The sequence below is a fragment of the Streptomyces spongiae genome, from assembly GCF_009377185.1.
In the GTDB taxonomy this organism is placed as follows: Bacteria; Actinomycetota; Actinomycetes; order Streptomycetales; family Streptomycetaceae; genus Streptomyces; species Streptomyces spongiae.
The window spans coordinates 1-22,590 of sequence record NZ_VJZC01000111.1 but is presented as its reverse complement, the minus strand read 5'-3'; the positions used below and the strand labels follow the sequence as shown (position 1 = coordinate 22,590).

The window sequence follows — 22,590 nt, the reverse complement described above, 5'->3', positions numbered from 1 at the left end:
TCCCCCACCACGCCACACAGTCCCCGAGCGCCGCACACCCCTGCGGCACCGGCACAGGAAGGAGTGTGATCACCCCGTGACCACGACCGACGACCCCACCCCGGCCGAGCGGCCGCAGACCGGCCCGGAGGAGGACGAGTCGACGGCCCGGCTGTGGCAGCTGGCCTTCGGCTCCATGCCCGCCCAGATCATCCACGCCGCCGTCCGCCTCGGCCTGCCTGACGCCCTGGCCGAAGGCCCCCGCGGCTGCGCCGAACTCGCCCGCTCCTGCGGCGCCGACGAGCCGTCGCTGCGCCGGCTCCTTCGTGGCCTCGCCGGTACCGGCATCGTCGCCCCCGACGGTGGCCCCGACCACTATGTGCTCACTCCCATGGGACGCCCGCTGCGCACCGACGTACCCGACTCGCTCGCCGCCATGGTGCTGCTCTTCGCCGGAGAGGCCATGTGGCGCAGCTGGGGCGATCTGGCCGAGACGGTCCGCACTGGAAGCAACGGCTTCGAACGCATCCACGGCGTGCCCTACTTCACCTACTACGCCCAACGCCCGGACGAATATGCGCTGTTCAACGCCGCGATGGGCGAGGACACCAAAGCCGTCGGCCCGGCCCTCGCCCAGGGCTACGACTTCTCCTGGTGCAAGACCGTCGTGGACATCGGAGGCGGCAACGGCGCCCTGCTCAGCTGTCTGCTCGAAGCCCATCCCCACCTTCAGGGCATCGTGTTCGACCAGCCCGAAGGCATGGCGCAGGCCAGCGAGGCGCTCGCCGAGGCCGGTCTGGCCGAGCGCTGCTCGGTGGTGGCCGGGGACGCCTTCCACAAGGTGGTGCCGGGCGGCGACCTGTACGTGATGAAGAGCGTCCTGCACGACTGGGACGACGACCACGTGCGCACGCTGCTGCGCAACTGCCGCGCTGTCATCCCCGACGACGGCCGGGTCCTCGTGATGGAGCCGCTGATGCCGTCCCTCACGGAGGACCTCGGGCCCGCCCACGGCATCGTCACCACCGACATGGACCTCCTGGTGACCACGGGCGGTCGCGTCCGCACCGAGGCGGAGTTCGCGGAGCTGTTCGCGGCCGCCGGATTCCGGCACACCCTGACGCGCAAACTCGCCGACCACGGCCACCTCGAAGCCCAGTACCACAGCATCGTCGAGGGCGTGCCCGCCTGACCACGCCCCCCGACGCACGTCAAGTCCCGGCGTGCCTGAGCCAGTTGCCCACCTCGTACCAGACACCTCGTACCCCGAGAAGGACGGACCCTCGCATGCCCGAGACCGAAGACCGCACACCCTACGGCGGGCCCTCGCCCGCGGACTACGCGCTGACGATGCAGCGTGCCGCGGCCGCCGCGGTCGCTACCGCCGACGGCGGCCACGCCCCCGACCCGCGCACGGCGGGGGAAAGCACCGCGCGCCTGTGGCGCCCCCTGGTCGCCGCCGCCTGCGCCGAGGCTGGCGCCCCGGCACCGCAATGGAGCCTGCCCGCCCACCTGGACTCCGACGTCGGCGCCCTGCAGATCGACGGCGACGACACCATCATCCGGCCCGAGATCGCCGAGACCCGCCGCTGGGAGGCGGACGAGGACGCGGCGATCCGCAAGACCGTGACCCCCGGCACCACCGTCCTGGACATCGGCGCGCACATCGGCTACTTCAGCCTCCTGATGTCCCAGCTCGTCCAGTCCCACGGCAGGGTCGTCTCCGTCGAGGCCGACGCCTGGAATCACCAGCTCCTGCTGCAGAACCTGGTGCGCAACGGCGCCTCCAACGTCACGCCGGTGTTCGCCGCGGCCGGCGAGCGGTCCGGCATCGCATACCTGCGCCGCGACAAGGACGGCAACACCGGCGACCACCGCGTCCTGGACGAGCCGGCCGAACTCGGCCACCCCGTACCGGTGATCGCCCTCGATGACATCCTCGACGGCGTGCCCGAGATCGACTTCATGAAGGTCGACCTGCAGGGCGGCGACCACCTCGCCATCCTCGGCATGCGGCGCACTCTGCGCCGCTGCCGCCCCCGGCTGCTCGTCGAATTCTGGCCGCCCGGCATCCGCGAGCGCGGCGACGACCCGGTGGAGGTGCTGCGGATCTACTCCTCGCTCGGCTTCACCCGCGAGATCGTCGACGACCTGGCCATCGACCCCGGGCTGCCCGACGCCGAGTTCGTCCGTGCCGCGGAGAACACGGAGCGCGAGTTCGTGAACCTCTTCCTGACGCCAGGACCCGCCTAGCCGCCCCGAGTGCCACGACTGCCGCCGCCCTCGGTCAGCGGCGGCGGTCGCGCCCGGCCCCGCGCCGGGACTTCGGTGGATTGGAGCCACCATGAGCACCGCACAGCCCCGCGCCACTGCACCCATACCCGCGCCCCTGCCCGAGCCCGCCGCCCGTCTCCCGAGGAGCACACCCCCGCACACTCCCGCGCTGCTCCTGGATTCCGGGGGTGTCCTGATCCTGCCCGACGGCGCGGTGCTGTCCCACTACGGCAAGCGGCTCGGGCTGCGCCTCGACCCCGTCACCGCACGGCACGCCGTGGCCCTCGCGGCCCGCGACCTCGACCTGGCGGCCGGACCGGATACCGGCCCGCACGCGTTCGCGCACCGCTGGTCCGCGCACGCCGGATGCTCGCCCGACGCCGCCGAGTCGCTGTGGCGGACGGTCCGCCGCGAGGTGGACGACACGGTGCTGTGGAGCGTCGTGAACCCCGAGGCCGTGCCGTTCCTCGACGCCCTGCCCCCGCAGGTGCAGCGGTACGTCGTCAGCAACGCCGACGGCCGCGCGCACGCCGAACTCGCCCGGGCCGGGCTCCTCGACCGGCTCGACGGCGTCCTCGACTCGGCCGCCGTCGGCATCGCCAAACCCGACCCGAGGATCTTCCGGATGGCGGCCGTGGCCCTCGGCCGCCCCCTGGAGCAGTGCCGCTACGTCGGCGACACCCTCGACGGCGCCCCGCACGGCCTTCCCCCCACGGTCCTCTACGACCCTCTCGACATCTATCCGGACGACGCCGCGCGCTACACCCGTATCCGCCGACTGTCCCAACTCCTCAACTCCGAACCCTAGTTCACAACCTTTCGCAGCGAGGCTGAACAAGGGCGAGGCCGAACAAGAACAAGGACGACAAGGACAAAGACAAAGGACTGGACATGGACATACCTGGAGACACTCCCGGCGACACGCCTGGTGCCGCCCCGCACGCCGTCGTCACCGGAGCCGCCGGGTTCATCGGATCACACCTGGTGACCGGGCTGTTGTCCGCGGGCTGCCGGGTGACGGCCGTGGACGTCGTCCCGTGGACCTCGGCGCACCAGGTGCGGACCGCCGGCCCGCACGCGCACCTGCGGTACCACGAGGCCGACCTGCGCGACACCCGCACGCTCCGCGGACTCACGAAAGACGCGCGCTGGATCTTCCACCTGGGCGCCAACACCGAGAACCGCTCCTGGGCACAGTCCGGCCGAGCCGACCTCGACACCACCGTGACCGGCACCGTCGCACTCCTCGAAGCGCTCGTCGAACATCCCCCGCAGTGTGTGGTGATGACCTCGAGCCAACTCGTCTATGGCGATCGGGCCGCGCACGACGTACCGCTCACCGGGCGGCCCCCGCGCCCCGCGACCCGGTTCGGCGCGGGCAAGGCCGCAGCCGAGGCGTTCCTGTGCGCCGCCGCCCACGAGACGGGGTTCCACGCCGTCGCCGCCCGGCTCTCCAATGTCGTCGGCGCGGGGATGAGGCGCGGCATCATCCACGACTTCGTCGGCAAACTGCGCCAGGACCCGACCCGGCTCACGGTGCTCGGCGACGGCAGCCAGAAGCGCAGCTACCTCCATGTCTCCGACTGCGTCAGCGCGTTGACGACACTCGCCGAGGCCGCCGGTGGCCGGTCCGCCACCGAACGGGCGGGATTCGAGGCGTACGACGTGTGCAACACGGACGCCACCGCGGCCGCCGAAGTGGCCCGGATCGCCGTCGCCGAATTCCCCGGCGCGGACGGCGAGATCCTCCTCGGCTCCGGACAGCGCGGCTGGAAGGGCGACATCCCCACCGTTCGCGTCAGCCCCCGGCCGCTGCTCGACCTCGGCTGGCAGCCACGCCTCACCTCATCGGCAGCCGTCCGCACGGCGGTGCGTGAGATCATCGCCGAGGGCCCGCTCGAACCGCCCGCCGAACCCGTACCGCCCGCGCCCGCCGCCGGGGGACCGGTGCACCGGCACGGCTCGTCCGCCTACCTCGGGGCGCGCCATGCCTGATCCGCACGCGAGCCGGACTTCGCCGGTGACCCCCACCGCGCGCACCGCGCCGACGACACGGACGGCACCCGTAGCGCGGGCGCGCGGGCAACTCCAAGCGGTGCTCCTCGACCGTGACGGCGTCCTCAACGTCAACCGCCCCGACCACGTGACCCGCGCCGAGCAGTGGCGGTGGCTGCCCGGCGCGATCGACGCCTGCGCCCTGTTCACCGGGCTCGGCCTGCGCCTGGCCGTCGTCACCAACCAGGGGGCCGTCGGACAGGGCCTGCTCACCGGACACGAACTCGACCGCATCCACGATCGCATGGCCGCGGACCTGGCGGCCGTCGGCGTGCCTCGCCCGGTGATCCTGCACTGCCCGCACCTGCCCGAATCCCGCTGCCCCTGCCGCAAACCCCGGCCGGGTCTCATCACCAGGGCCATCGACCGCATCGGGGTGAACCCGGGGCAGGCACTGCTCGTCGGTGATCACGACACCGACCTGATGGCGGCCGCGGCGGCGGGCTGCTGGTCGCTGCACGTGCGCAGCGGCCGGGGCGGACCACCCGCCGGGTACCCGGGCTGCCTGGGCAGCGTGCCCACCCTCCGCGAGGCGGCCGAACTGGTCATGGCCCTCACCAAGGCGGAATGGCGCCGGCCACCGCTGCGACGCCCCGAGGATCCGCACACCCGCGCCGCCCGGCCGGCGGAAAAGGAAGGAGCCAGGCCATGAGGCGCGCACTGATCACCGGCATCACCGGCCAGGACGGCTCCTACCTCGCCGAGCACCTCCTGGAACGCGGCTACGAGGTGTGGGGGCTGCTTCGCGGCCAGGGCAACCCGTACCGCTCCCGCATCGAGCGGATCGCCCCCGAAGTACGCTTCGCCGAGGGCGACTTGCTCGATCAGAGCAGTCTCGTCGCCGCCGTCGACCACATCCAGCCGGACGAGGTCTACAACCTCGCTGCCATCTCCTACGTCCCGATGTCCTGGCAGCAGGCCGAACTGACCGGCGAGGTCACCGGCATGGGAGTGCTGCGCATGCTGGAGGCCATCCGCATCGTCAGCGGCCTCGGCAGGTCCACGACCGCGCCGCCCGGCACCATCCGCTTCTACCAGGCGTCGTCCTCCGAGATGTTCGGCCAGGTCGGCGAGGTGCCCCAGGACGAGGACACCCCGCCGCGGCCGCGCAGCCCCTACGGTGTGGCCAAGACCTACGGGCACCTCATCACGCGCAACTACCGTGAGTCCTTCGGGATGTTCACCGCTTCCGGGATCCTCTTCAACCACGAATCCCCACGGCGCGGACGGGAGTTCGTCACCCGCAAGATCTCCCGGGCCGCCGCCAGGATCAGTCTCGGCCTGCAGAACGGACTGCGCCTCGGCAACCTCGACGCCGTACGCGACTGGGGCTTCGCCGGAGACTACGTCCGCGCCATGCGCCTCATGCTGGCCCAGGCCGAACCCGGCGAGTACGTCGTGGGCACCGGGCACATGCACTCCGTACGGGACGCGGTGGGCATTGCCTTCGAGACGGTGGGCCTTGACTGGCGCGCGCATGTCGTCAGCGACACCCGTCTGGTCCGCCCCGCCGAGGTCGACCTGCTGTGCGCCAACCCGAAGAAGGCCCGCACCGAACTCGGCTGGGAGCCCGAGACCGGCTTCGAGGAGCTGATGCGGATGATGGTGGAGGCGGACCTGGAGCGGGCGCGAAGAGAACTGCGCCACCCCTCGACGCGGGCGTATGTCCATGACTGGTGAGTCCGCGACCACACCACCCGGCCCGCCGGCCACCGCGTCGGTGCCACTGCCGGGCCGGCCCGGTACGGCGCTGCTCACCGGCCCCGGCGCGTCGACGGCCGACAGGTCCGGGCGCCAAGCCCGGCTGCCGTCCCTGACGGTGCTGCGGTTTCCCGCCTCGCTCGCCGTCCTGGTCTGCCACATCTACGAGTTCATCTGGCCCGAGCGGGTGTGGAGCGGCGACCTGGCCGATGACCTGCTGCACCACGCGGCCTATCTGGGAGTCGTCCTCTTCTTCCTGCTCAGCGGCTTCGTTCTGACCTGGGCGGCGCGCGAGGGCGACTCCGCCCGGAGCTTCTGGCGCCGCCGGGTCGTGCGGGTGTTCCCCGGCCACACCGTGGTCTGGGTCATCGGCGCGGTGCTGCTCCTCGGAAGCGGAGGCACGCTCGGGGTGGCCGCCGCCCTCGAACTGCCCCTGCTGCACGCCTGGGCGTTCGGCCCGCTGGTCGAGTTCATCGTCGTCAGCGGTGTCACCTGGTCGCTGTCCTGCGAGGTGCTGTTCTACCTCTCATTCCCCCTGGTGGTGCGGCTGGTGCGGAGGCTGCCCCGGCACCGCCTCGCGCAGTGCGCCGCACTGCTGTGCGCGCTCGTCGTGGCGTTCCCGGTCGTCGCCCGTGCGCTGCTGCCCGGCACGCCGCTGTACGGCGAGTTCCCGGTGAGCCGGCAGCAGTTCTGGTTTGTCCAGGTGCTTCCACTGACCCGCTTCGCCGAGTTCCTCCTCGGCGTGATCCTGGCTCGTATGGTCGCCGAACGGGTCTGCCCCCCGCAATCCGGTTGCCGTACGCCCTCCTGGCTGTCGCGGCGAGTCTGGCCCTCTCGCTCCGCCTGCCCTTCCTGTTCGCGATCACCGCCGCGTGGGTCATACCGCTGAGCCTGCTGATCGTGGCCTGCGCCCAGGCCGACCTGCGTCGCGGACCGACACGGCCGAGGTGGGGCCCGGCCCTGTGGCTCGGCGGCGTGGCTGCTGCACATCACCGTGGAGCTGCCCGCGATGCGACGGTGGTCCCACCCGTGGCGCCGCACGCCCGACAAGGCCCGCCCGTGACCCGGGCCGGGCGGGGCCGGTTCCCCTCACGCCTCGCCCACGTCACCCCTCCCAGCCGCCCCACCGTCCTTTCAGATACTGGAGTCATGGAGCACACCGTTCAACTCCCAGACAGCGCCGACGTCCTGGCGGGCAGCCGCGGCACCGCCCACCTGGCGGCCGAGGGCGTCTCGTGCACCCTCGGGGACCGGCCGGTACTGCGCGACGTCTCCCTGACCGTCGCCGCGGCGGAAAGAGTGGGTCTGATCGGGGAGAACGGCCAGGGCAAGTCCACACTGCTGCGCGTCCTCGCCCGTGATCTCGCCCCCGAGCGGGGCAGCGTGCTGCGCGCGGTCACGGGCCGTGTCGGCTTCCTGCCGCAGGAGCCGGCGTTCCCGGCCGCCTGGACGATCACGGACGTGCTGGACCGCGCCCACGCCGAACTCGACCTGCTGGCCGCGCGTCTGCGTGATCTGGAACGGCACATGGCAGCCGCCGAGGGCGCGGAACTGGAAGCCCTGCTCGCCGACTACGGCCGGGCTCAGGACGCGTTCACCGACCGTGGCGGCTGGGAGCGCGAGGCCCGTACCGGTGAGGTCCTCGCGGTGTTCGGTCTCGGCGGCCTGTCGCCCGCGCATCCGGTGGGCCGGCTCTCCAGCGGCCAGCGGGCCCGGCTCGCGCTCGCCGAACTCGTCCTCGCCGCACCGTCCGCGCTGCTTCTGGACGAGCCGACCAACCACTTGGACGACCGTGCCGCGGACTGGCTGACCCACTGGCTGCGCGGCTACCGCGGCCCGTGCGTCGTCGCCTCCCACGACCGCACCCTGCTGGGCGCCGCCGCCACCGCCATCGTCGACCTGGACGGGCCCCGGGGCAGCGCCGTCCGCCACGGCGGTGACTACCAGGACTATCTCGCCGAACAGCGCGCCGCCCGCACCCGCTGGGAACGCCAGTACGCGCAGTGGCAGGAGGCAACCGACCGCGTACGCGAGCGGCTGGACCGGGCGGGCGCGGCCGGGGACGGTGGCGGCCTGAAGCGCGACAACGAGAAGATGGGCTACGACCGCACCGGCGGCAAGGCACAGGCCGACGTGGCCCGTAGGACCCGCGCGGCCCGGCTCGAACTGCGGCGTCTGCTCGACGACCCTGTGCCACGTCCGCCCGAACCGCTGAGCTTTCGCCCGGCGCACACCGCGCGGCCCGTGACACAGGCCCCCGGGGCGTCGACACGGACCTCCCCGCCCGTGACGGAAGGCGACCCGGCCCTGCTGCGGGCCACCCGCGTCACGTTCGGTGACGTACTGCGCGACATCCAACTCGACCTGCGTCCCGGTGACTTCACCGTCATCGTCGGCCCCAACGGCGCGGGCAAGTCCACCCTGCTGCGGATCCTCGCCGGCGTGCTGCCCGCGCAGCACGGCACCGTCGCCACGGCGGACGGCACGCGGGTGGGTTACCTGCCGCAGGAGTCGACGTACGAGCACGGCCACCGCGGCCTCCTGGAGGTGTACGCGGAGCGTCGGGCCGTCGACCACGACACCGCATCCGCCGAACTGGGCCGCTTCGGGCTCTTCCGGCGCGGCGACCTCACCGTCCCGTTGGACCGCCTGTCGACGGGCCAACGCCGTCGCCTGGGCTTGGCGGAACTCTTCGCGGCCCGCCCCGATCTGCTGCTCCTGGACGAGCCGACCAACCACCTCAGCCTGCCGCTGGTGGAACAACTCCAGGAGGCCATCGAGGAGTTCACCGGCCCGGTGGTCCTGGTCACCCATGACCGCGCGTTGCGTGAGCGGTACGCGGACCACGTGGTCGAGCTGACGGACGGCACGCTGCGCCGCCCCGGCTGATCACCGCGCGAGATCCGGCCGGGGCGGCGCGGTCGTACTCCCGTCAGTCGTCCTGCGGCGGGGCGACCTCCATGATCGCGCCGCCCTTCAGGCGCATCCAGCGGGTGACACCGATGGCGCGCAGGAACGGCAGGTCGTGGCTGACGACGACGAAGGCACCCTCGAATGCGTTGAGCGCGTCTTCCAACTGGGCGACGCTGTCGAGGTCCAGGTTGTTCGTGGGCTCGTCGAGAAGCAGGAGCTGCGGCGCCGGGTCGGTGGCCAGGGCACATGCCAGCGTCGCCCGCAGCCGCTCGCCACCGGACAGCGTCCGGGCCACCGAACGCGCCCGTGTGCCGCGGAAGGAGAACTGCGCAAGCCAGTGCCGGGCCTGCTCCTCCCGCAGCTGCGGTGCGAAGGCCCGCAGGTTGTCGAGGACGCTCGCATCCAGATCCAGCAGGTCGAGGCGTTGCGACAGATACGACACCCGCTCCACCGGCGTACGGACGGTTCCCGACGACGGTGCCAGTTCACCCGCGACGAGTCTCATCAGCGTCGACTTCCCCACGCCGTTGGAGCCGAGCAGCGCGATCCGTTCGGGTCCGCGCACTGCGAGGTCGACACCGGCGCCGAACAGTTCGGTGTCGCCGTAGTGGAGACGAACACGCTCGCACTGAAGCACCGTGCGCCCGGCGGGCACCTTGGTGGGTGGCAGGGCGATGGCGAGCCGCGCCTCTTCGCGCAGCCCTTGACCGGCCTGCTCCAGCTTCGCCCTGGCTTCCTTCACACGCTGCTCGTGCACCGCGGCGGCCCGCCCGGCCGATTCCTGCGCCTGCCGCTGCAGGGCGCCCGCGTGGATGCGCGGCACGCCGAGAGAGTGCTTGGCGCGCTTGACGTTGCTCGCCCTGCGCTGGGCCCGCTCGTGCGCCGCCTGGACTTCGCGCTTGTGGCGGCGCACTTCCTGCTCGGCGCCGCGTACCGCCCTTTGCGCGGCTTCCTGCTCGCGCTCCACGGCCTCGGTGTATGCGGTGAAGTTGCCGCCGTACCAGCGCAGTTCGCTGGGCCGCAGCTCCGCGATGCCGTCGACGCGGTCAAGGAGTGCCCGGTCGTGGCTCACCACCACCAGGGAGCCCTTCCACTCCTCGACGACCTGGTAGAGCCGCCGTCGGGCTGCCAGGTCGAGGTTGTTGGTCGGCTCGTCGAGCAGCAGCACGTCCGGCTGTTTCAGCAACTGGGCGGCGAGGCCGATGGAGATCACCTGGCCGCCGCTGAGGGAGGCCAGCGACCGGTCGAGGGAGACATCCGCGAGCCCCAGCCGGCCGAGTACGGCGGTGGTGCGCTCTTCGATGTCCCAGTCGTCGCCGACGGCGGTGAAGTGGGCCTCGTCCACCTCACCGGCCTCGATGGCGTGCAGTGCGCGCCGTACCGCCGCGATACCGAGCGCCTCGTCGACGGTGCCCTGTGCCAGCGGCAGGGACTGCGGCAGGTACCCGAGCTGCCCCTGCACACCGACCGACCCCGATGACGGTGCCAGCTCGCCGGCGAAGAGGCGCAACAAGGTGCTCTTGCCCGCGCCGTTGGGGCCGACCAGGCCGTGCCGCCCGGCGCCGAGAGAACAGGTCAGCCCGTCGAAGACCGGAGTCTCATCGGGCCAGGAAAAGGACAAACCGGTGCAGACAACGGTTGCGTCAGTCATGAGAATCCCGTGGGTGTCGTCGCCGACCCGGCCGGGAACGCCAGTACAGCAGCGCGACTACGGTGGCCTCGAAAGCCGTACGGGGTCGATGCGTGCCAGGTCAGCGTGGATGTTCGGTGAACGAGACCCGCAGGCGACACACGTCGGCGATAACCGTCAACGACGCGGTGCGGCGAGTCTGGACCGAGCGGTCATCCTCACTGACCTGCCATGCGAATCCTCCCTGAAATCGGGGGAGTTGATAGAGATACATGCACCATACCACCGTCCGCGGCTCATGCAGCGGTACTGCCGGCCGCAGGGCCGAGAGCGGATGACTGCAGAGGCCGGAGAGCTGCGGGGGGGGCTTGACCCGGAATCTTGGACACGGGCTATGCGGCTTGGCCAGGGTAGTTGATGTTGTGTCGAGTGCTGTCTCGTAGGCGATGGGGCTGCGTTGTCCGAGGCGGGCATCGCGTTCACTGGACCAGGTCTTGCGGCCCTGGAGCGTCTCGCGTTTGAACGTCGCGTTGAAGGACTCGGCGAGTGCGTTGTCCGCGCTGGAGCCGATCGCGCTCATGGACTGGCGGACCCAGATACAGGAACTTCCCGCCGTCCAGTGGGAGATAGGTGATGTCGCCGACGTACTTCGTGTTCGGCTCGCTTGCGGTGAAGTCGCGGCCGATCAGGTCCGGGGGCCTTCGCCGCGGCCGGGTCCGTGATCGTGGTGCGGGGCCTGCGACGCAGCCGCACTCCGGCCAGGCCGATGCTGCGCATCACTCGCGCGATGCGCTTGTGGTTGACTCGCTCGCCGTCGTCGCGGAGTTCGGCGGTGATCCTTGGGACGCCGTAGGTGACCGCCTGATCCGTGGTGCACGGCCCGTATCCGGGCGGCGAGGCCGGCGTCGGCCGCCTGCCGGGCGGCCCGGTCCGCAGCCGTCCGGCGCCAGTAGTAGAAGCTGGAACGGGTGATGCCCAGGATGGTGCACAGCCGCTTCACGCCGTAGCGGCGCTGGTGGTCGGCAACGAACTGGAAGCGGTTCACCAGCGCGTCTCCCCGGCGAAATACTTCGCCGCCTTGCGCAGGATCTCGCGTTCTTCCTCCAGCTCGTGGACCTTCTTGCGCAGAGCGGCGTTCTCCGCCTCCAGCGGTGTCGGCGGCTCGGCGGGTGCCTCTGCCCGGCGTCCCCGCGCCCGGCTCGCGCCCGCTGCCCGCACCCAGTGTGTCCAAGATCAAGGGTCAAGGCCCGAATAGGGTCAAGAACGGCAATCGAAGCATGTCTCAGTACGTGCTGCGCAGCCTGATCCGCAAGTAAGCGTTCCGGTACGGCAGTTGAGGGGCCGCATCCCTGGAAGGACACAGGGATGCGGCCCCTTCGCGTCATACCGTCATACGACGCTCCTACTTCAGGCCGTACGCCCGCAGCACGGTCTGATCGACCTCGTTTCCGGCACCGTCGGATGCCCGAACGCGCAGTGACACGGACTTCGCGCCCTTCGGGTGCTTGATCTCGGCCTTTCCGTGCCCGACCTTCGCCTCCTTCCAGGAGGTTCCGTCGTCGTACGAGACCCACGCCCTCAGGCTCCTGGCCTTGACGCTTCCCTCCTGATCCCGGACGGAGAGTCCGAGCTCCAGCTCCCGCCCGGATTCGGCACGGTTGAGGAGGTCGAGCCCGTCCAGGTCATAGCCGACGGAGAGCAGGGGCAGCGCCGTCTCCGCGTCGGTGTGCGCCGAGGCGAAGGACCATTCGGTGTGGGTGCTCGTGGAGTACGGCGTCCAGTCGGCCCCCCGCTGAGCGTCGAGCACGAAGCGGTACGAGGTCTTCGCCGCCGGGACGTCGAAGACGCCGTACCCGCCGACCGTCGAGTCGCCGACCAGCCGGCCGTCCGCGTACAGCTTGCCTTTCGCGGTGTCGGTGGCGTCTCGGACGTACCCGTAGTGACCGGGCGTCGAGTCGCTGAACTCCGGTATGGAGAGGGTGAGTTTGTCGCCGGTGCGCTCCGAGAGGCCGTACTCGGTGTTCGTCGCCGGGCGTACCACCTGGCGCAGCCAGTCCTCGCTCGGCCGGGTGCCCGCCTCGCCGTAGGTCCGCAAGGTGTTCCACTGGCCCCCGTACGCCTCCCAGGACGGATACACGGTGTGCCAGACGCGGGTGTCGGGGCTCACGTTGAAGTACTCGGTGCGTACCTGGCCGAGTTGCATGTAGTCACTGGACTCGACCGCGAACAGCTGCCAGGGGCGGTACGTGTAGACGGTGTCAGCCCCCATCTCACCCGCCCTGGAGGCGTGATAACGGCTCGTCACCTTGGCCGTGGTGGAGCGGTTCAGGGGGTACGTCTGGTCCGGCGAGATCGCTCCGGACTGCGGGAGGGTCACGTTGTAGACGTACGGGCTGACCGCCGTGCCGCCCAGCTTGAGCGTGACCTTCTTGCCGCTCTTGAGGAGGCTGGTGAGCTTGTCGCCGTCCTCGCCGGTGGCGATCATCACCGGCATCGTCGCCCTGTCCACGGCCGTGAGCCAGTGGCCGGCCTTCTTGCGGTACGCGATCAGATAACTCGCCCCCGCCTCAGTCGCGTTGGCCATCGCCTCGTCCGGCCCCCATGTGTCGGCCGCGACCCCGACCACCACTGCCTTGCCCTTGACGTCGAGGCCCTCGAAGTCGGCCGCCGTGCCGGAGCCCGCGTAGACCGCCTGTACCTTCCGGTCACCGGTGATCTTCATCGGGAAGTCGTTGTACGTGTTCGCGTAGTCGAGCGGCAGCGCGTACTTCTCGGGACCGGTGACGCTCGCGGTCAACTCCTTCGCGTACAGACGGAACTTGGAGTAGAACTCGAGGGACCCCTCGCTGACCTTCCTGGTCGGCGCCACATAGACGTGGTCGGTCCAGGGGCCCTGGCTGTACGTCAACCCCCAGGAGCTTCCCGGCCCTTCGCGGTGCCACGAGGTGCTGAAGCCCTGGAACTCGGAGTCCTCCTTGGTCCTCGGCTCGATCTCCACCGCCTCGCGGGCGTCGAGCGTGACCTCGGTGTCCCCGTCGACCGTGATCTCGGGATTGCCGACGACCGAGGTGCCGACGGCCACGCCGCCCGTGTCGTCGTCGTAGATCCAGGTGGCCACGGAGTACGTACCGGCCGGGACCTCCCAGGTCCCGGTGTCGCTCATGAAGCCGTACTCGTTGGCGCGGGCGCCGTTCAGCTCCTGCAAGGTGTAGATCGCCCCAGCGGTGGCCGGCTTGCCGTCGCGGCCCACGAGGGAAACCTTGAGAGCGTGCGTCTTCGGCGCCTTCTCGAAGCCGACACCCGTCGTGACCAGGATGCCGTCGGCCGTCGCGGTGATGTGGCCCGCGTACCGGCCCTTGGCCTTCTCGGCCGGGTCGACGCTGACGGGGACCGTCGCGGTGCCCTTCGCCGGCACGGTCACCGTGCCGGCCCCCAGGGTGACGTCGGCGAGGGTCGACGAGAGCTTCAACTCCACCGCTTCGTCAGTGGTGTTGGTGTACGTGATGTCCTTGCTGGTGACCTTCGTGTCGCCGTCCTCGAATTTTCCGAAGCTCAGCGTCGAGGTCGCGAAGACGTTCTGCGTGACCGCCCGCACGGCATCCACGCGGCCGTCTCCCTGTGCGAACACGGAGTTGTCGGCGTTCGTCTTCGCGGTACTGGCCAGGGCCTCCTTGATCTGCTCGCCCGTCCAGTCAGGATGAGCCTGCGCGACCAGTGCCGCGGCGCCCGCCACATGCGGGGTGGCCATCGATGTGCCGTTCGCCGCCGTGTAGTTGTCGTCGAGCGGCGTGCCCATGGCGGTACCGGAGGCGCGGGCCGCCGTGATGTTCACGCCGGGCGCGGTGATCTCCGGTTTGACCGCGTAGTCGCCGGGGCGCGGGCCACGGCTGGAGAACGAGGCGAGCTGGTCGGATTTGTCGACCGCGCCGACCGTGAGCGCCGAGTCGGCGATGCCCGGCGTGCCGACGGTCTGCTCCCGCGGGCCCGTGTTGCCCGAGGCGATCACGAAGAGGGTGCCTGTCGACGCGGACAGCGCGTCCACCGTCTCGCTCAGCGGGTCCGAGGGGCCGGAGGCCGTACCGCCGAGGGACATGGAGACGATGTCGGCGCCGGAGTCCGCCGCCCACTCCATGCCGGCGATGATCCACGACGACTGGCCGCGGCCGTCGTTCGCCAGTACCTTGCCGACCATCAGCTCCGCGCCGGGCGCCACGCCCTTGCGCTTGCCGTCGGAGGCAGCGCCCGAGCCGACGATCGTGGACGCGACATGGGTGCCGTGGCCGTGTCCGTCCCGCACCTCCTGATCGGGCACGAAGCTCTGGGATCGGGCGATCCTGCCCGCGAGGTCCGGGTGTCCGGCGTCCACGCCCGTGTCCAGGACGGCGACCTTGACGCCCTTGCCGTCGTAGCCCGACTTCCACACCTCGGGCGCGCCGATCTGCGGGACGCTGACGTCGAGGGACACCTTGACCTTGGCGTCCAGCCAGAGCTTGTCGAGGCCGCCGTCGAGTTGCCGCGCGGCCTTCGCGGTGGGTTCGGTGCCGAGCGCGGGCGCGATGTCCGCCCAGAACTGCTCGGCCGTGGACTTCTTCGCGCTGAGAGCGGCACCGTCGATGCCGGGCAGGGACAGTGTCCTGCGCGCGCCCTCGGGGATGGTGTTCCCCTGGCGATACGTGGCGATCAGCGGGATGGCGCCGGTCTTCGTGTCCGCGTACCCCTGCTTGACGAGCTGCGTGATGTTGAACAGGGCCGGGTCGAGACGGCCCGCCTGAAGCAGCGAGATCGCGTCCTCCGGTACGACGCTGACCTCGCCGTTCTGCTCGCTCGACAGGAAGGTGGCGGACTGGCGGCCGTTGCCGCGCCGGACGTCGACGGCGTGCCTGCCGTCCGGGCCGGCGGTGAGCGACACGGTGTCGCCGGTGATGAGGGTGACTGTCTGGGTGCCGGTGGCGCCTGGTGTGGTGACGCTCGGCACGGGCTTGGCGCCCGGCTCGGTGACCGGGGACTCGGGGGCGGCCGTCGCGGGGGTGACGGCCCCCGCGAACAGTCCGGCCGCTCCTGCCACGGCCCAGAGGGCGTGGAGTCTTCGCATGTGTGGACTTCCTCCCCTGAACGCTGAATTCGCTTCCAGCCTGGTAAGCGGAAACAGTGATCAGGGTGGGCGCCGGGAGGAATGCGGCTCAAGGGATTCTTCTGGCCAGGGCGTGCCAATGCCCCATTCGGCCAGGGCAGTTGACGCTACGGCTACGGCTACACCCAGCCGCGCTGAGCGGCCCGTGCCCCGAGCTGGAAGCGGCTCGCCGCCCCGAGCCGATCCTGCAGCTCACTCACCCGCCGCCGCAGTGTCCTGAGGCTCACCCCCAGATGGCGTGCCACCGCCTCGTCCTTCATCCCGGCCGCCAGCAGCCGGATCAACGTCCGCTCGCCCTCGGAGAGTTCACCGTCGCCGGTCGGCTGCCCGAGAGGTGTCGCCTGCTGCCACGCGAGCTCGAAGAGTTTCTGCAGGGCCTCCGTCACCGCCGAGTGCCACACCACGACGGCGCAGTAGCCGCCCGCCGCTGAGGCGGTCAGCGGAAGCATCGCCCGGCGCCCGTCGACCACCAGCAGCTTGAGGGGCACGGACGGCAACACCCGTGCCTGCTCACCGAGTTCTACCATGTTCCAGGCGCGGGACAGAACCTTCGGGTCCTCCAGGGCCGTCGCCGCGTAGATCCCGCGGGAGACGATCCCGCGGCGCAGCAGATCGGCCTGGAGATCCACCTGCGGTGCGGGCGGGGCGAGATACGGCGGCGTGTCGAAGAGGCACACCTCCCGCTCGGCGCGTGCGTACATCTCCTCCAGACGTGCCGCGATGGCGCCCTCGCCGGAGGCGACCTCGATCAGCCGGGACGGTTCCTCACGCAGCAGCCCGGCCTCGTACGCGGTCCCCATCTCCTCGGCGGTGGCGGCGAGCAGTTCGGACTCCGTCTCCCGTCGGCGGATCAGCGCGCGGACCGCCACCCGTGGGTCGACCGCCCGTAACCCGCCCATGGAGTCCGGCGGCTGGAGCAGCCCGAGCCCGAGCAGCCGGTTGCATGCCTCGCGCACCCGGGCGGGGGAGACGCCGGCCAGCAGGGCCCAGCCGGCCGCGCCGGCGTCGGGCTGATGGAGGATCGCCTGGTACACCCGTTCCTCGAAAGCGGACACCCCCACCGCGGCCCAGGGGCTCGCGGCAGGGGTCTGTCGTGCCGTGTTCTGGCGTGCCGTGTTCCGTCCGGCCGTGCCGTATGCCGTGTTCACCATGGCTCGGCACGGTAGGCGATCTTTGTTACGTACGGCTGCCGCCGTACCGGCCAGGTTGCCTTCGTGCCGGCCCGGCTGCCGCCGTACCGGCCCGGGCCGCCGTCTACTTCAGGCCGAACGCCCGCAGCACCGTCTGGTCGACCGCGTTGCCGTCCCGGTCGGCGCCCCGCACCCGCAGCGACACGAACCCGGCGCCCTTCGGATGCCTGAGCTCAGCCTTGCCGCCCTTGACCTTCACCGCCTTCCAGGTCGTGCCGTCGTCGTACGAGACCCAGGCCTTCAGCTCACCGGCCGCGGTGCTCCCTTCCTGGTCCCGGAGGGAGAGCCCCAGCTTCGACTTCTTCCCGGCCTCGGCACGGTTCAGGAGGTCGAGCCCGTTCACGTCGTAGTCGACGGAGAGGAGCGGCAACGCCGTCTGCCGGTCCGTGTGCGCCGAGGCGAACGACCACTCGGTGTGGGTGCTGGTGGAGTACGTGGCCCAGTCGGCCGTACGCCGCGCGTCGAGCACGAAGCGGTACGAGGTCTTCGCCGCCGGGACGTCGAAGGCGCCGTACCCGCCGAGAGCGGTGTCGCCGACCAGTTGCCCGTCGGCGTACAGCTTGCCCTTCGCGGTGTCCTGGACGCCGTCCACACTGGCGTAGTGACCCGGCGTCGCGTCGCTCAACTCCGGGACCCTGAGGGCGAGTTTGTCGCCGGTGCGCTGGGAGAGGCCGTACCGCGCGCTGGTCGCGGGGCGGACGACCTGGCGCAGCCACTCCTCGGTGGGCACCCTGCCCGCGCGGTCGAAGGTCCGCAGGGTGTTCCACTGCCCCCTGTTGGTCTGCCAGTTCGGGGAGACGGTGTTCCAGATGCGGGTGTCGGGATCCACGTTGTAGTACTCGGTGCGTGTCGTGCCGAGGGGGACGTACTGGCTGGTCTCGATGGCGGCGGACTGCCAGGGGCGGTACCGGTAGACGGCGTCCTTGCCGACGTCACCGGCCCGGCTCCCGTGGTAACGGACCGTCTGCTTCACGGTGTTGGAGCTGTTCAGCGAGTACGTCTGGTCCTTCGAGATGGCGCCGGTCTGCGGGAACATCACGTTGTAGACGTACGGGCTGACCGCGGTGCCGTCCAGTTTCAGCGTGACCTTCTTCCCGCTCTTCAGCAGGGCGCCGAGCTTCGCCCCGTCCTCGCCGGTGGCGACCATCAGCGGGATCGTCGTGCTGTCCACCCAGGAGATCCAGTACCCGGGCTTCTCCTGGTACGCGATGACGTAACCGGCCCCGGCCTTGGTCGCGTTGGCCAGCGCCTCGTCCGCCGTCTTCCCGGCGGCCACCCGGACCACCGCCACCTTGCCCTTGACGTCGAGCCCTTGGAAGTCGGCCGCGGTGCCGCTGCCGGCGTCCACCGCCCGCACCGTGCGCTTGCCGCTGACCTTCACCGGAAGGGTGTCGCTCACCTGCGAGTAGTCGAGTGGCAGCGCGTACTTCTCCGGGCTGCTGACGCTCGCCGTCAGCTCCTTCTCGTACAGCCGGAACTTGGAGGTGAACTCGAACCTGCCCTCGGTGACCTTCTCGGTCGGAGCGACATAGATGCGGTCGGTCCACCAGTTCTGGGCGTAGGTCAACCCGAAGGCGGTGCCGGGGCCTTCCCGGTGCCAGTTGGTGGTGAAGCCCTGGAACTCGGAGTCCTCCTTGGTCCTCGGCTTGATCTCGACCGCCTTGCGGGCATCGAAGACGACTTCGGTGTCCTTGTCGACCTTGATCTCCGGATCACCGACGACCGAGGTGGCGACCTCCAGTCCGGCCGCGTCCCGCTCCGGGATCCAGGTCGCCATGGAGTACGTACCGGCCGGCACCTTGAAGGTGTAACCGCTGCCGATGAACCCGTGCGTGTCCGGGTACGCGCCGTTCAGCTCCTGCAGCACGAAGAGCGACGCCGAGGTGGACGGCTTGCCGCTCCGGTTCACCAGGGAGACCTTCAGGTCGTACGTCTTCGGCAGCTTCTCGAAGCCGACGGCCGTGGTGACCCGGACGCCGTCGGCGCTCGCGGTGACATGGCCCGTGTACCTGCCCTCGGTCTCCTCGGCCGGGTCGACCGTGACGGTGACGGTGGCGGTGCCCTTGGCCGGGACGGTCACCACATCCGCGTCCAGGGCGGCCTCGGTGAGGGACGACGCGAGCTTCAACTCCACTGCTTTGTCGGTGGTGTTGGTGTACGTGATGTCCTTGCTCGCGGACTCGGCCCCGGCGCCGTCCTCGTACTTGCCGAAACTGAGCGCCGGGGTGGCGAAGACGCCCTGCCCGACGGCCCGTACGGCGTCGACGCGGCCGTCGCCCTGCTCGAACACGGAGGCGTCGGGGCTGGTCTTGGCGGTGGTGGCCAGGGCCTGCTTGATCTGCTGCCCCGTCCAGTCCGGATGCGCCTGCGCGACCAGCGCCGCGGTGCCCGAGACATGCGGGGTCGCCATCGACGTGCCGCTCGCCGTCGTGTACCTCTCGTCCACAGGCGTGCTGCCGGGCATGGTGGTTCCCAGGGAACGGGCCGCCGTGATCCCGACGCCCGGCGCGGTGATCTCCGGCTTGATCGCGGAGTCGCCGAGCCGTGGGCCGCGGCTGGAGAACGAGGCCAGCTTGTCGGACTTGTCGACCGCGCCCACGGTCAGCGCGGAGTCCGCGATGCCCGGGGTGCCGAGGGTCTGCTCGGACGGGCCGGCGTTACCGGCCGCGATCACGAAGAGGGCACCGGTGGACGCGGACAGCTCGTCCACGGTCTCACTCAGCACGTCGGAGGGGCCGGACGCGTCGCCGCCCAGCGACATCGAGACGATCTTCGCACCGGAGCGCGCGGCCCAGTCCATGCCGTCGAGGATCCAGGAGGTCTGACCGCGGCCGTCGTTCGCCAGTACCTTGCCGACGAGCAGCTCCGCACCGGGTGCCACGCCCTTGCGCTTGCCGTCGGAGGCAGCGCCCGAGCCGGCGATGGTGGACGCGACATGGGTGCCGTGGCCGTGGCCGTCCTGAACCGTCTCGGTCGGTACGAAGCTCTTCGTCTCATCGAGCTTCCCCGCCAGGTCCGGGTGACCGGTGTCCACCCCCGTGTCCAGGACGGCGACCTTGACGCCCTTGCCGTCGTAGCCCGACTTCCACACCTCGGGCGCGCCGATCTGCGGGACGCTCACGTCGAGGGACACCTTCACCTCGGCGTCCAGCCAGAGCTTCTCGATGCCCTCGCCGAGCTGCCGCCCGGCCTTCGAGGTGGGTTCGGTGCCGAGCGCGGGCGCGACGTCCGCCCAGAACGCGGTCGACTTCCGTGCGCTCAGCGCGGCGCCGTCGATCCCCGGCAGCGTGAGCGTGCGGCGTGCCCCGTCGGGGGTCGCACTCCCCTTCGTGTACGCCTTCGTGTACGTCGCGATCACCGGGGTGGCGCCGATCTTCGCGTCCGTGTACCCCTGCTTCACCAGCTGGGTGACGTTGAACAGCGTCGGGTCGAGGCGGCCCGCCTGCACCAGCGGGATGGCGTCCGACGGTAAGACGCTGATCTCGCCGTCGCGTTCGCTGGACAGGAAGGTGGCCGCCTCACGGCCCCTGCCGTGTTGGACGTCCACGGCGTGCTTGCCGTCCGGGCCGGCGGTGAGTGTCACGGTGTCGCCGGTGATGAGGGTGACGGTCTGTGGTGCCGGTGCCGGTGCCGGTGCGCTGCCTGCCGACGGCGCGGAGCCCGGCACGGAGTCCAGCACGGTGACCGGGGACCCGGGTGCGGCCGCCGCGGGTGTGATGGCGGCCGCGAGCAGCCCGGCCGCTCCTGCCACGGCCCAGAGGGCGTGGTGTCTTCGCATGGGTGGCGTCCTCCCCTGAACGCTGAAACGCCTCCGGCCTGGTGGGCGGAAGCCAGTGATCAGGGTGAACGCCGGGCCGAAAGCGGCTCAAGGGATTCCCGTGGCCGGGGAGTGCCAATGCCTTCTTCGGTCACGGCTGCGGCTCAGCGGGAACACAGGGTTCTCTCAGTGAACCGGTACACGATACGTACATGGCTGGCACCCCTGGGACTCGGAACGGCCGAGTCCGCGTACTGATCGTCGACGACGAACCCGGACTCACCGAACTGCTCTCCCGGGCCGTCGCGGAGGCACGCAGATGAGGACACCGACGTCGTCCTCCGGGAGCCTGCGGCGGGAGCGGGAGCGGGAGCGGGAGCGGGAGCAGGAGCGGAAGCGGGGGCGGTCGCTGCGGACCCGTCTGCTGCTGTTCATCGGTGCCACGCTCGTCGTGGTGTGCGCGGCGATGGCGCTCACCACCGTGTTCGCCCAACGTTCCTATCTGCTGGGCAACCTGGACGATCGCGTCACCAACGCCGCCGAGCGCAGCCTGGGCGGGGTCCAGGTCGGGCCGCGCACCCAGACGGACCTGGCTGTCCTGCGGGAGCAGGGCCAGGGCGTCGGCACGCTCGCCGCCCGGGTCGACGACGACGGGGACGTCACCGCCGCCGAGGTCATCACCGGTGACGGCGCGCGGCAGTCACTCACCGCCGCCCAGCGCGCCGCCCTCCACGGTGTCGAGGCCGACGGCTCACCGCACACCCGGACCGTCCCCGGCCTCGGCACCTACCGCGTCGCCGTGGTCAGGGGCGACGGGCTCACCGTCCTCACCGGTCTGCCGACCAGCGACGTGGAGGACATGATCAGCGGGCTCGTCCTGGTCGAAGCCGTCGTGGGGATCGCCGGCGTCACCGTCGCCGCGTGCGTCTGCGCCGTCGTCATCCGGCGTCAACTGCGGCCGCTGGGACGGGTCGCCGCCACCGCTGTCGCGGTCTCCCGGTCCCCGCTGGGCCGCGACGACACCGGTGGCCTCGTCCGCGTACCCGAACGCGACACCGATCCCGGTAGTGAGGCCGGGCAGGTGGGCGCCGCCCTCAACCGGATGATCGACCACGTCGAGTCCTCGCTCGCCGAACGCCGGCGCAGCGAGGAACGCATGCGCCGCTTCCTCGCCGACGCGAGCCACGAACTTCGTACGCCGCTGGCCTCCATCGCCGGGTACGCGGAACTGATGAACCGCGGTGCGGGGCGCATCGAGCCGGTGCTGGCCTGGAGCCGGGTCTCGGCCGAGTCCGCGCGCATGACCGGACTCGTGGAGGGCCTGCTGCTGCTCGCCCGGCTGGATGAGGGCCGGCCGCTGGAGTCGACCGAGGTGGACCTCGCGGCGGTGGTCGCCGAGGCCGTGTGGGACGCGCGGGCCGCGGGGGAGGACCACACCTGGCAGCTGGCGTTGCTTCTCGACGCGCCGGCGCTGGTCACGGGCGACCAGGCGCGGCTGCGTCAGGTCGTGGCGAACCTGCTCGCCAACGCGCGGGTGCACACGCCTGCGGGTACGACGGTGATGGTCTCCGTCGAGGCCATGGAGGCGCGCTGCGTCGTCCGTGTCCGCGACGACGGGCCCGGGATTCCGGCTCACCTGGTCTCGTCTGTTTTCGAGCGCTTCACTCGCGCGGACGCCTCGCGTTCGCGCGCCTCGGGTGCGGAAGGGGGCTCTGGGCTCGGTCTGGCGATCGTTGCCGCGATCGTCTCGGCGCATGAGGGGCGTATCGGTGTGGTGAGTGAGCCGGGGTGTACGGAGTTCACGGTGGAGCTGCCGGCTGCGGGCCGTGCCGAGTCTTCGTCCGTGGACACGGTGTCGGCGCCGTCGCTGCGGCACGGGGTGGATCCTGCCCGGGCGTGACGGGGCGGGCCGGGATTTGTTTCGCCCCCGCCGCCCCTACCCGTCCCGTCCCCGGGGCTC

13 protein-coding genes and 1 pseudogene are annotated in these 22,590 nt (G+C 71.0%); 9 read left to right on the top strand and 5 right to left on the bottom strand.

The genetic code is table 11. The annotated features are described in order from the left end of the window. Positions 1 to 76: 76 nt before the first annotated feature. The 8 genes from FNH08_RS17705 to FNH08_RS17670 all read left to right on the top strand — a co-directional run bounded on the left by FNH08_RS17705 (position 77) and on the right by FNH08_RS17670 (position 8,898). Positions 77 to 1,171: a methyltransferase gene (locus tag FNH08_RS17705; RefSeq protein ID WP_152772461.1), complete on the top strand. Its 1,095-nt coding sequence runs from the start codon at positions 77 to 79 to the stop codon at positions 1,169 to 1,171. 95 nt (positions 1,172 to 1,266) lie between these two features. Then, on the top strand, positions 1,267 to 2,232 hold the full coding sequence (locus FNH08_RS17700) for an FkbM family methyltransferase (RefSeq protein WP_152772460.1): 966 nt from the start codon (positions 1,267 to 1,269) through the stop codon (positions 2,230 to 2,232). 91 nt (positions 2,233 to 2,323) lie between these two features. Further along, positions 2,324 to 3,061, top strand: coding sequence for an HAD family hydrolase (locus FNH08_RS17695; RefSeq protein WP_152772459.1), 738 nt, complete (start codon positions 2,324 to 2,326; stop codon positions 3,059 to 3,061). 83 nt (positions 3,062 to 3,144) lie between these two features. Continuing rightward, entirely contained in the window at positions 3,145 to 4,248 is a 1,104-nt protein-coding gene (locus tag FNH08_RS17690) for an NAD-dependent epimerase/dehydratase family protein (RefSeq protein WP_152772458.1), read from the top strand. Between the two features lie 25 nt (positions 4,249 to 4,273). Beyond that, a complete protein-coding gene (locus FNH08_RS17685) occupies positions 4,274 to 4,960 on the top strand; it encodes a D-glycero-alpha-D-manno-heptose-1,7-bisphosphate 7-phosphatase (RefSeq protein ID WP_322724728.1) in 687 nt (228 codons plus the stop codon). Next, the gene (locus tag FNH08_RS17680) at positions 4,957 to 5,988 is read left to right on the top strand and encodes a GDP-mannose 4,6-dehydratase (RefSeq protein ID WP_152772456.1); all 1,032 of its coding nucleotides are present in this window, start codon (positions 4,957 to 4,959) and stop codon (positions 5,986 to 5,988) included. Before FNH08_RS17685 ends, FNH08_RS17680 begins: the two co-directional genes overlap by 4 nt. Beyond that, the gene (locus FNH08_RS17675; RefSeq protein ID WP_194238517.1) at positions 5,978 to 6,898 is read left to right on the top strand and encodes an acyltransferase family protein; all 921 of its coding nucleotides are present in this window, start codon (positions 5,978 to 5,980) and stop codon (positions 6,896 to 6,898) included. The genes FNH08_RS17680 and FNH08_RS17675 overlap by 11 nt, the downstream gene beginning before the upstream one ends. A 260-nt stretch (positions 6,899 to 7,158) precedes the next feature. Next, complete coding sequence (locus tag FNH08_RS17670; protein WP_152772454.1) at positions 7,159 to 8,898, top strand: ABC-F family ATP-binding cassette domain-containing protein; 1,740 nt, start codon at positions 7,159 to 7,161, stop codon at positions 8,896 to 8,898. A gap of 43 nt (positions 8,899 to 8,941) precedes the next feature. Here the strand turns inward: FNH08_RS17670 and abc-f are convergent, their stop codons facing one another. From abc-f to FNH08_RS17640, 5 genes and pseudogenes are all read right to left on the bottom strand, one after another. Continuing rightward, entirely contained in the window at positions 8,942 to 10,573 is a 1,632-nt protein-coding gene (gene abc-f, locus FNH08_RS17665) for a ribosomal protection-like ABC-F family protein (RefSeq protein ID WP_152772453.1), read from the bottom strand. A 445-nt stretch (positions 10,574 to 11,018) separates the two neighbouring features. After that, positions 11,019 to 11,728: pseudogene (locus FNH08_RS52010) on the bottom strand (IS3 family transposase); the annotation flags it as partial. A gap of 226 nt (positions 11,729 to 11,954) precedes the next feature. Then, the gene (locus FNH08_RS17650; RefSeq protein WP_152772451.1) at positions 11,955 to 15,644 is read right to left on the bottom strand and encodes a S8 family serine peptidase; all 3,690 of its coding nucleotides are present in this window, start codon (positions 15,642 to 15,644) and stop codon (positions 11,955 to 11,957) included. Positions 15,645 to 15,802: 158 nt separating this feature from the next. Continuing rightward, the gene (locus FNH08_RS17645) at positions 15,803 to 16,834 is read right to left on the bottom strand and encodes a helix-turn-helix transcriptional regulator (protein WP_152772450.1); all 1,032 of its coding nucleotides are present in this window, start codon (positions 16,832 to 16,834) and stop codon (positions 15,803 to 15,805) included. 103 nt (positions 16,835 to 16,937) lie between these two features. Then, positions 16,938 to 20,651: a S8 family peptidase gene (locus FNH08_RS17640; protein ID WP_152772449.1), complete on the bottom strand. Its 3,714-nt coding sequence runs from the start codon at positions 20,649 to 20,651 to the stop codon at positions 16,938 to 16,940. Between the two features lie 298 nt (positions 20,652 to 20,949). On the opposite strand from FNH08_RS17640, the gene FNH08_RS17630 reads away from it, so the two are divergent. Continuing rightward, positions 20,950 to 22,530: a sensor histidine kinase gene (locus FNH08_RS17630; protein WP_152772448.1), complete on the top strand. Its 1,581-nt coding sequence runs from the start codon at positions 20,950 to 20,952 to the stop codon at positions 22,528 to 22,530. Positions 22,531 to 22,590 lie beyond the last annotated feature (60 nt).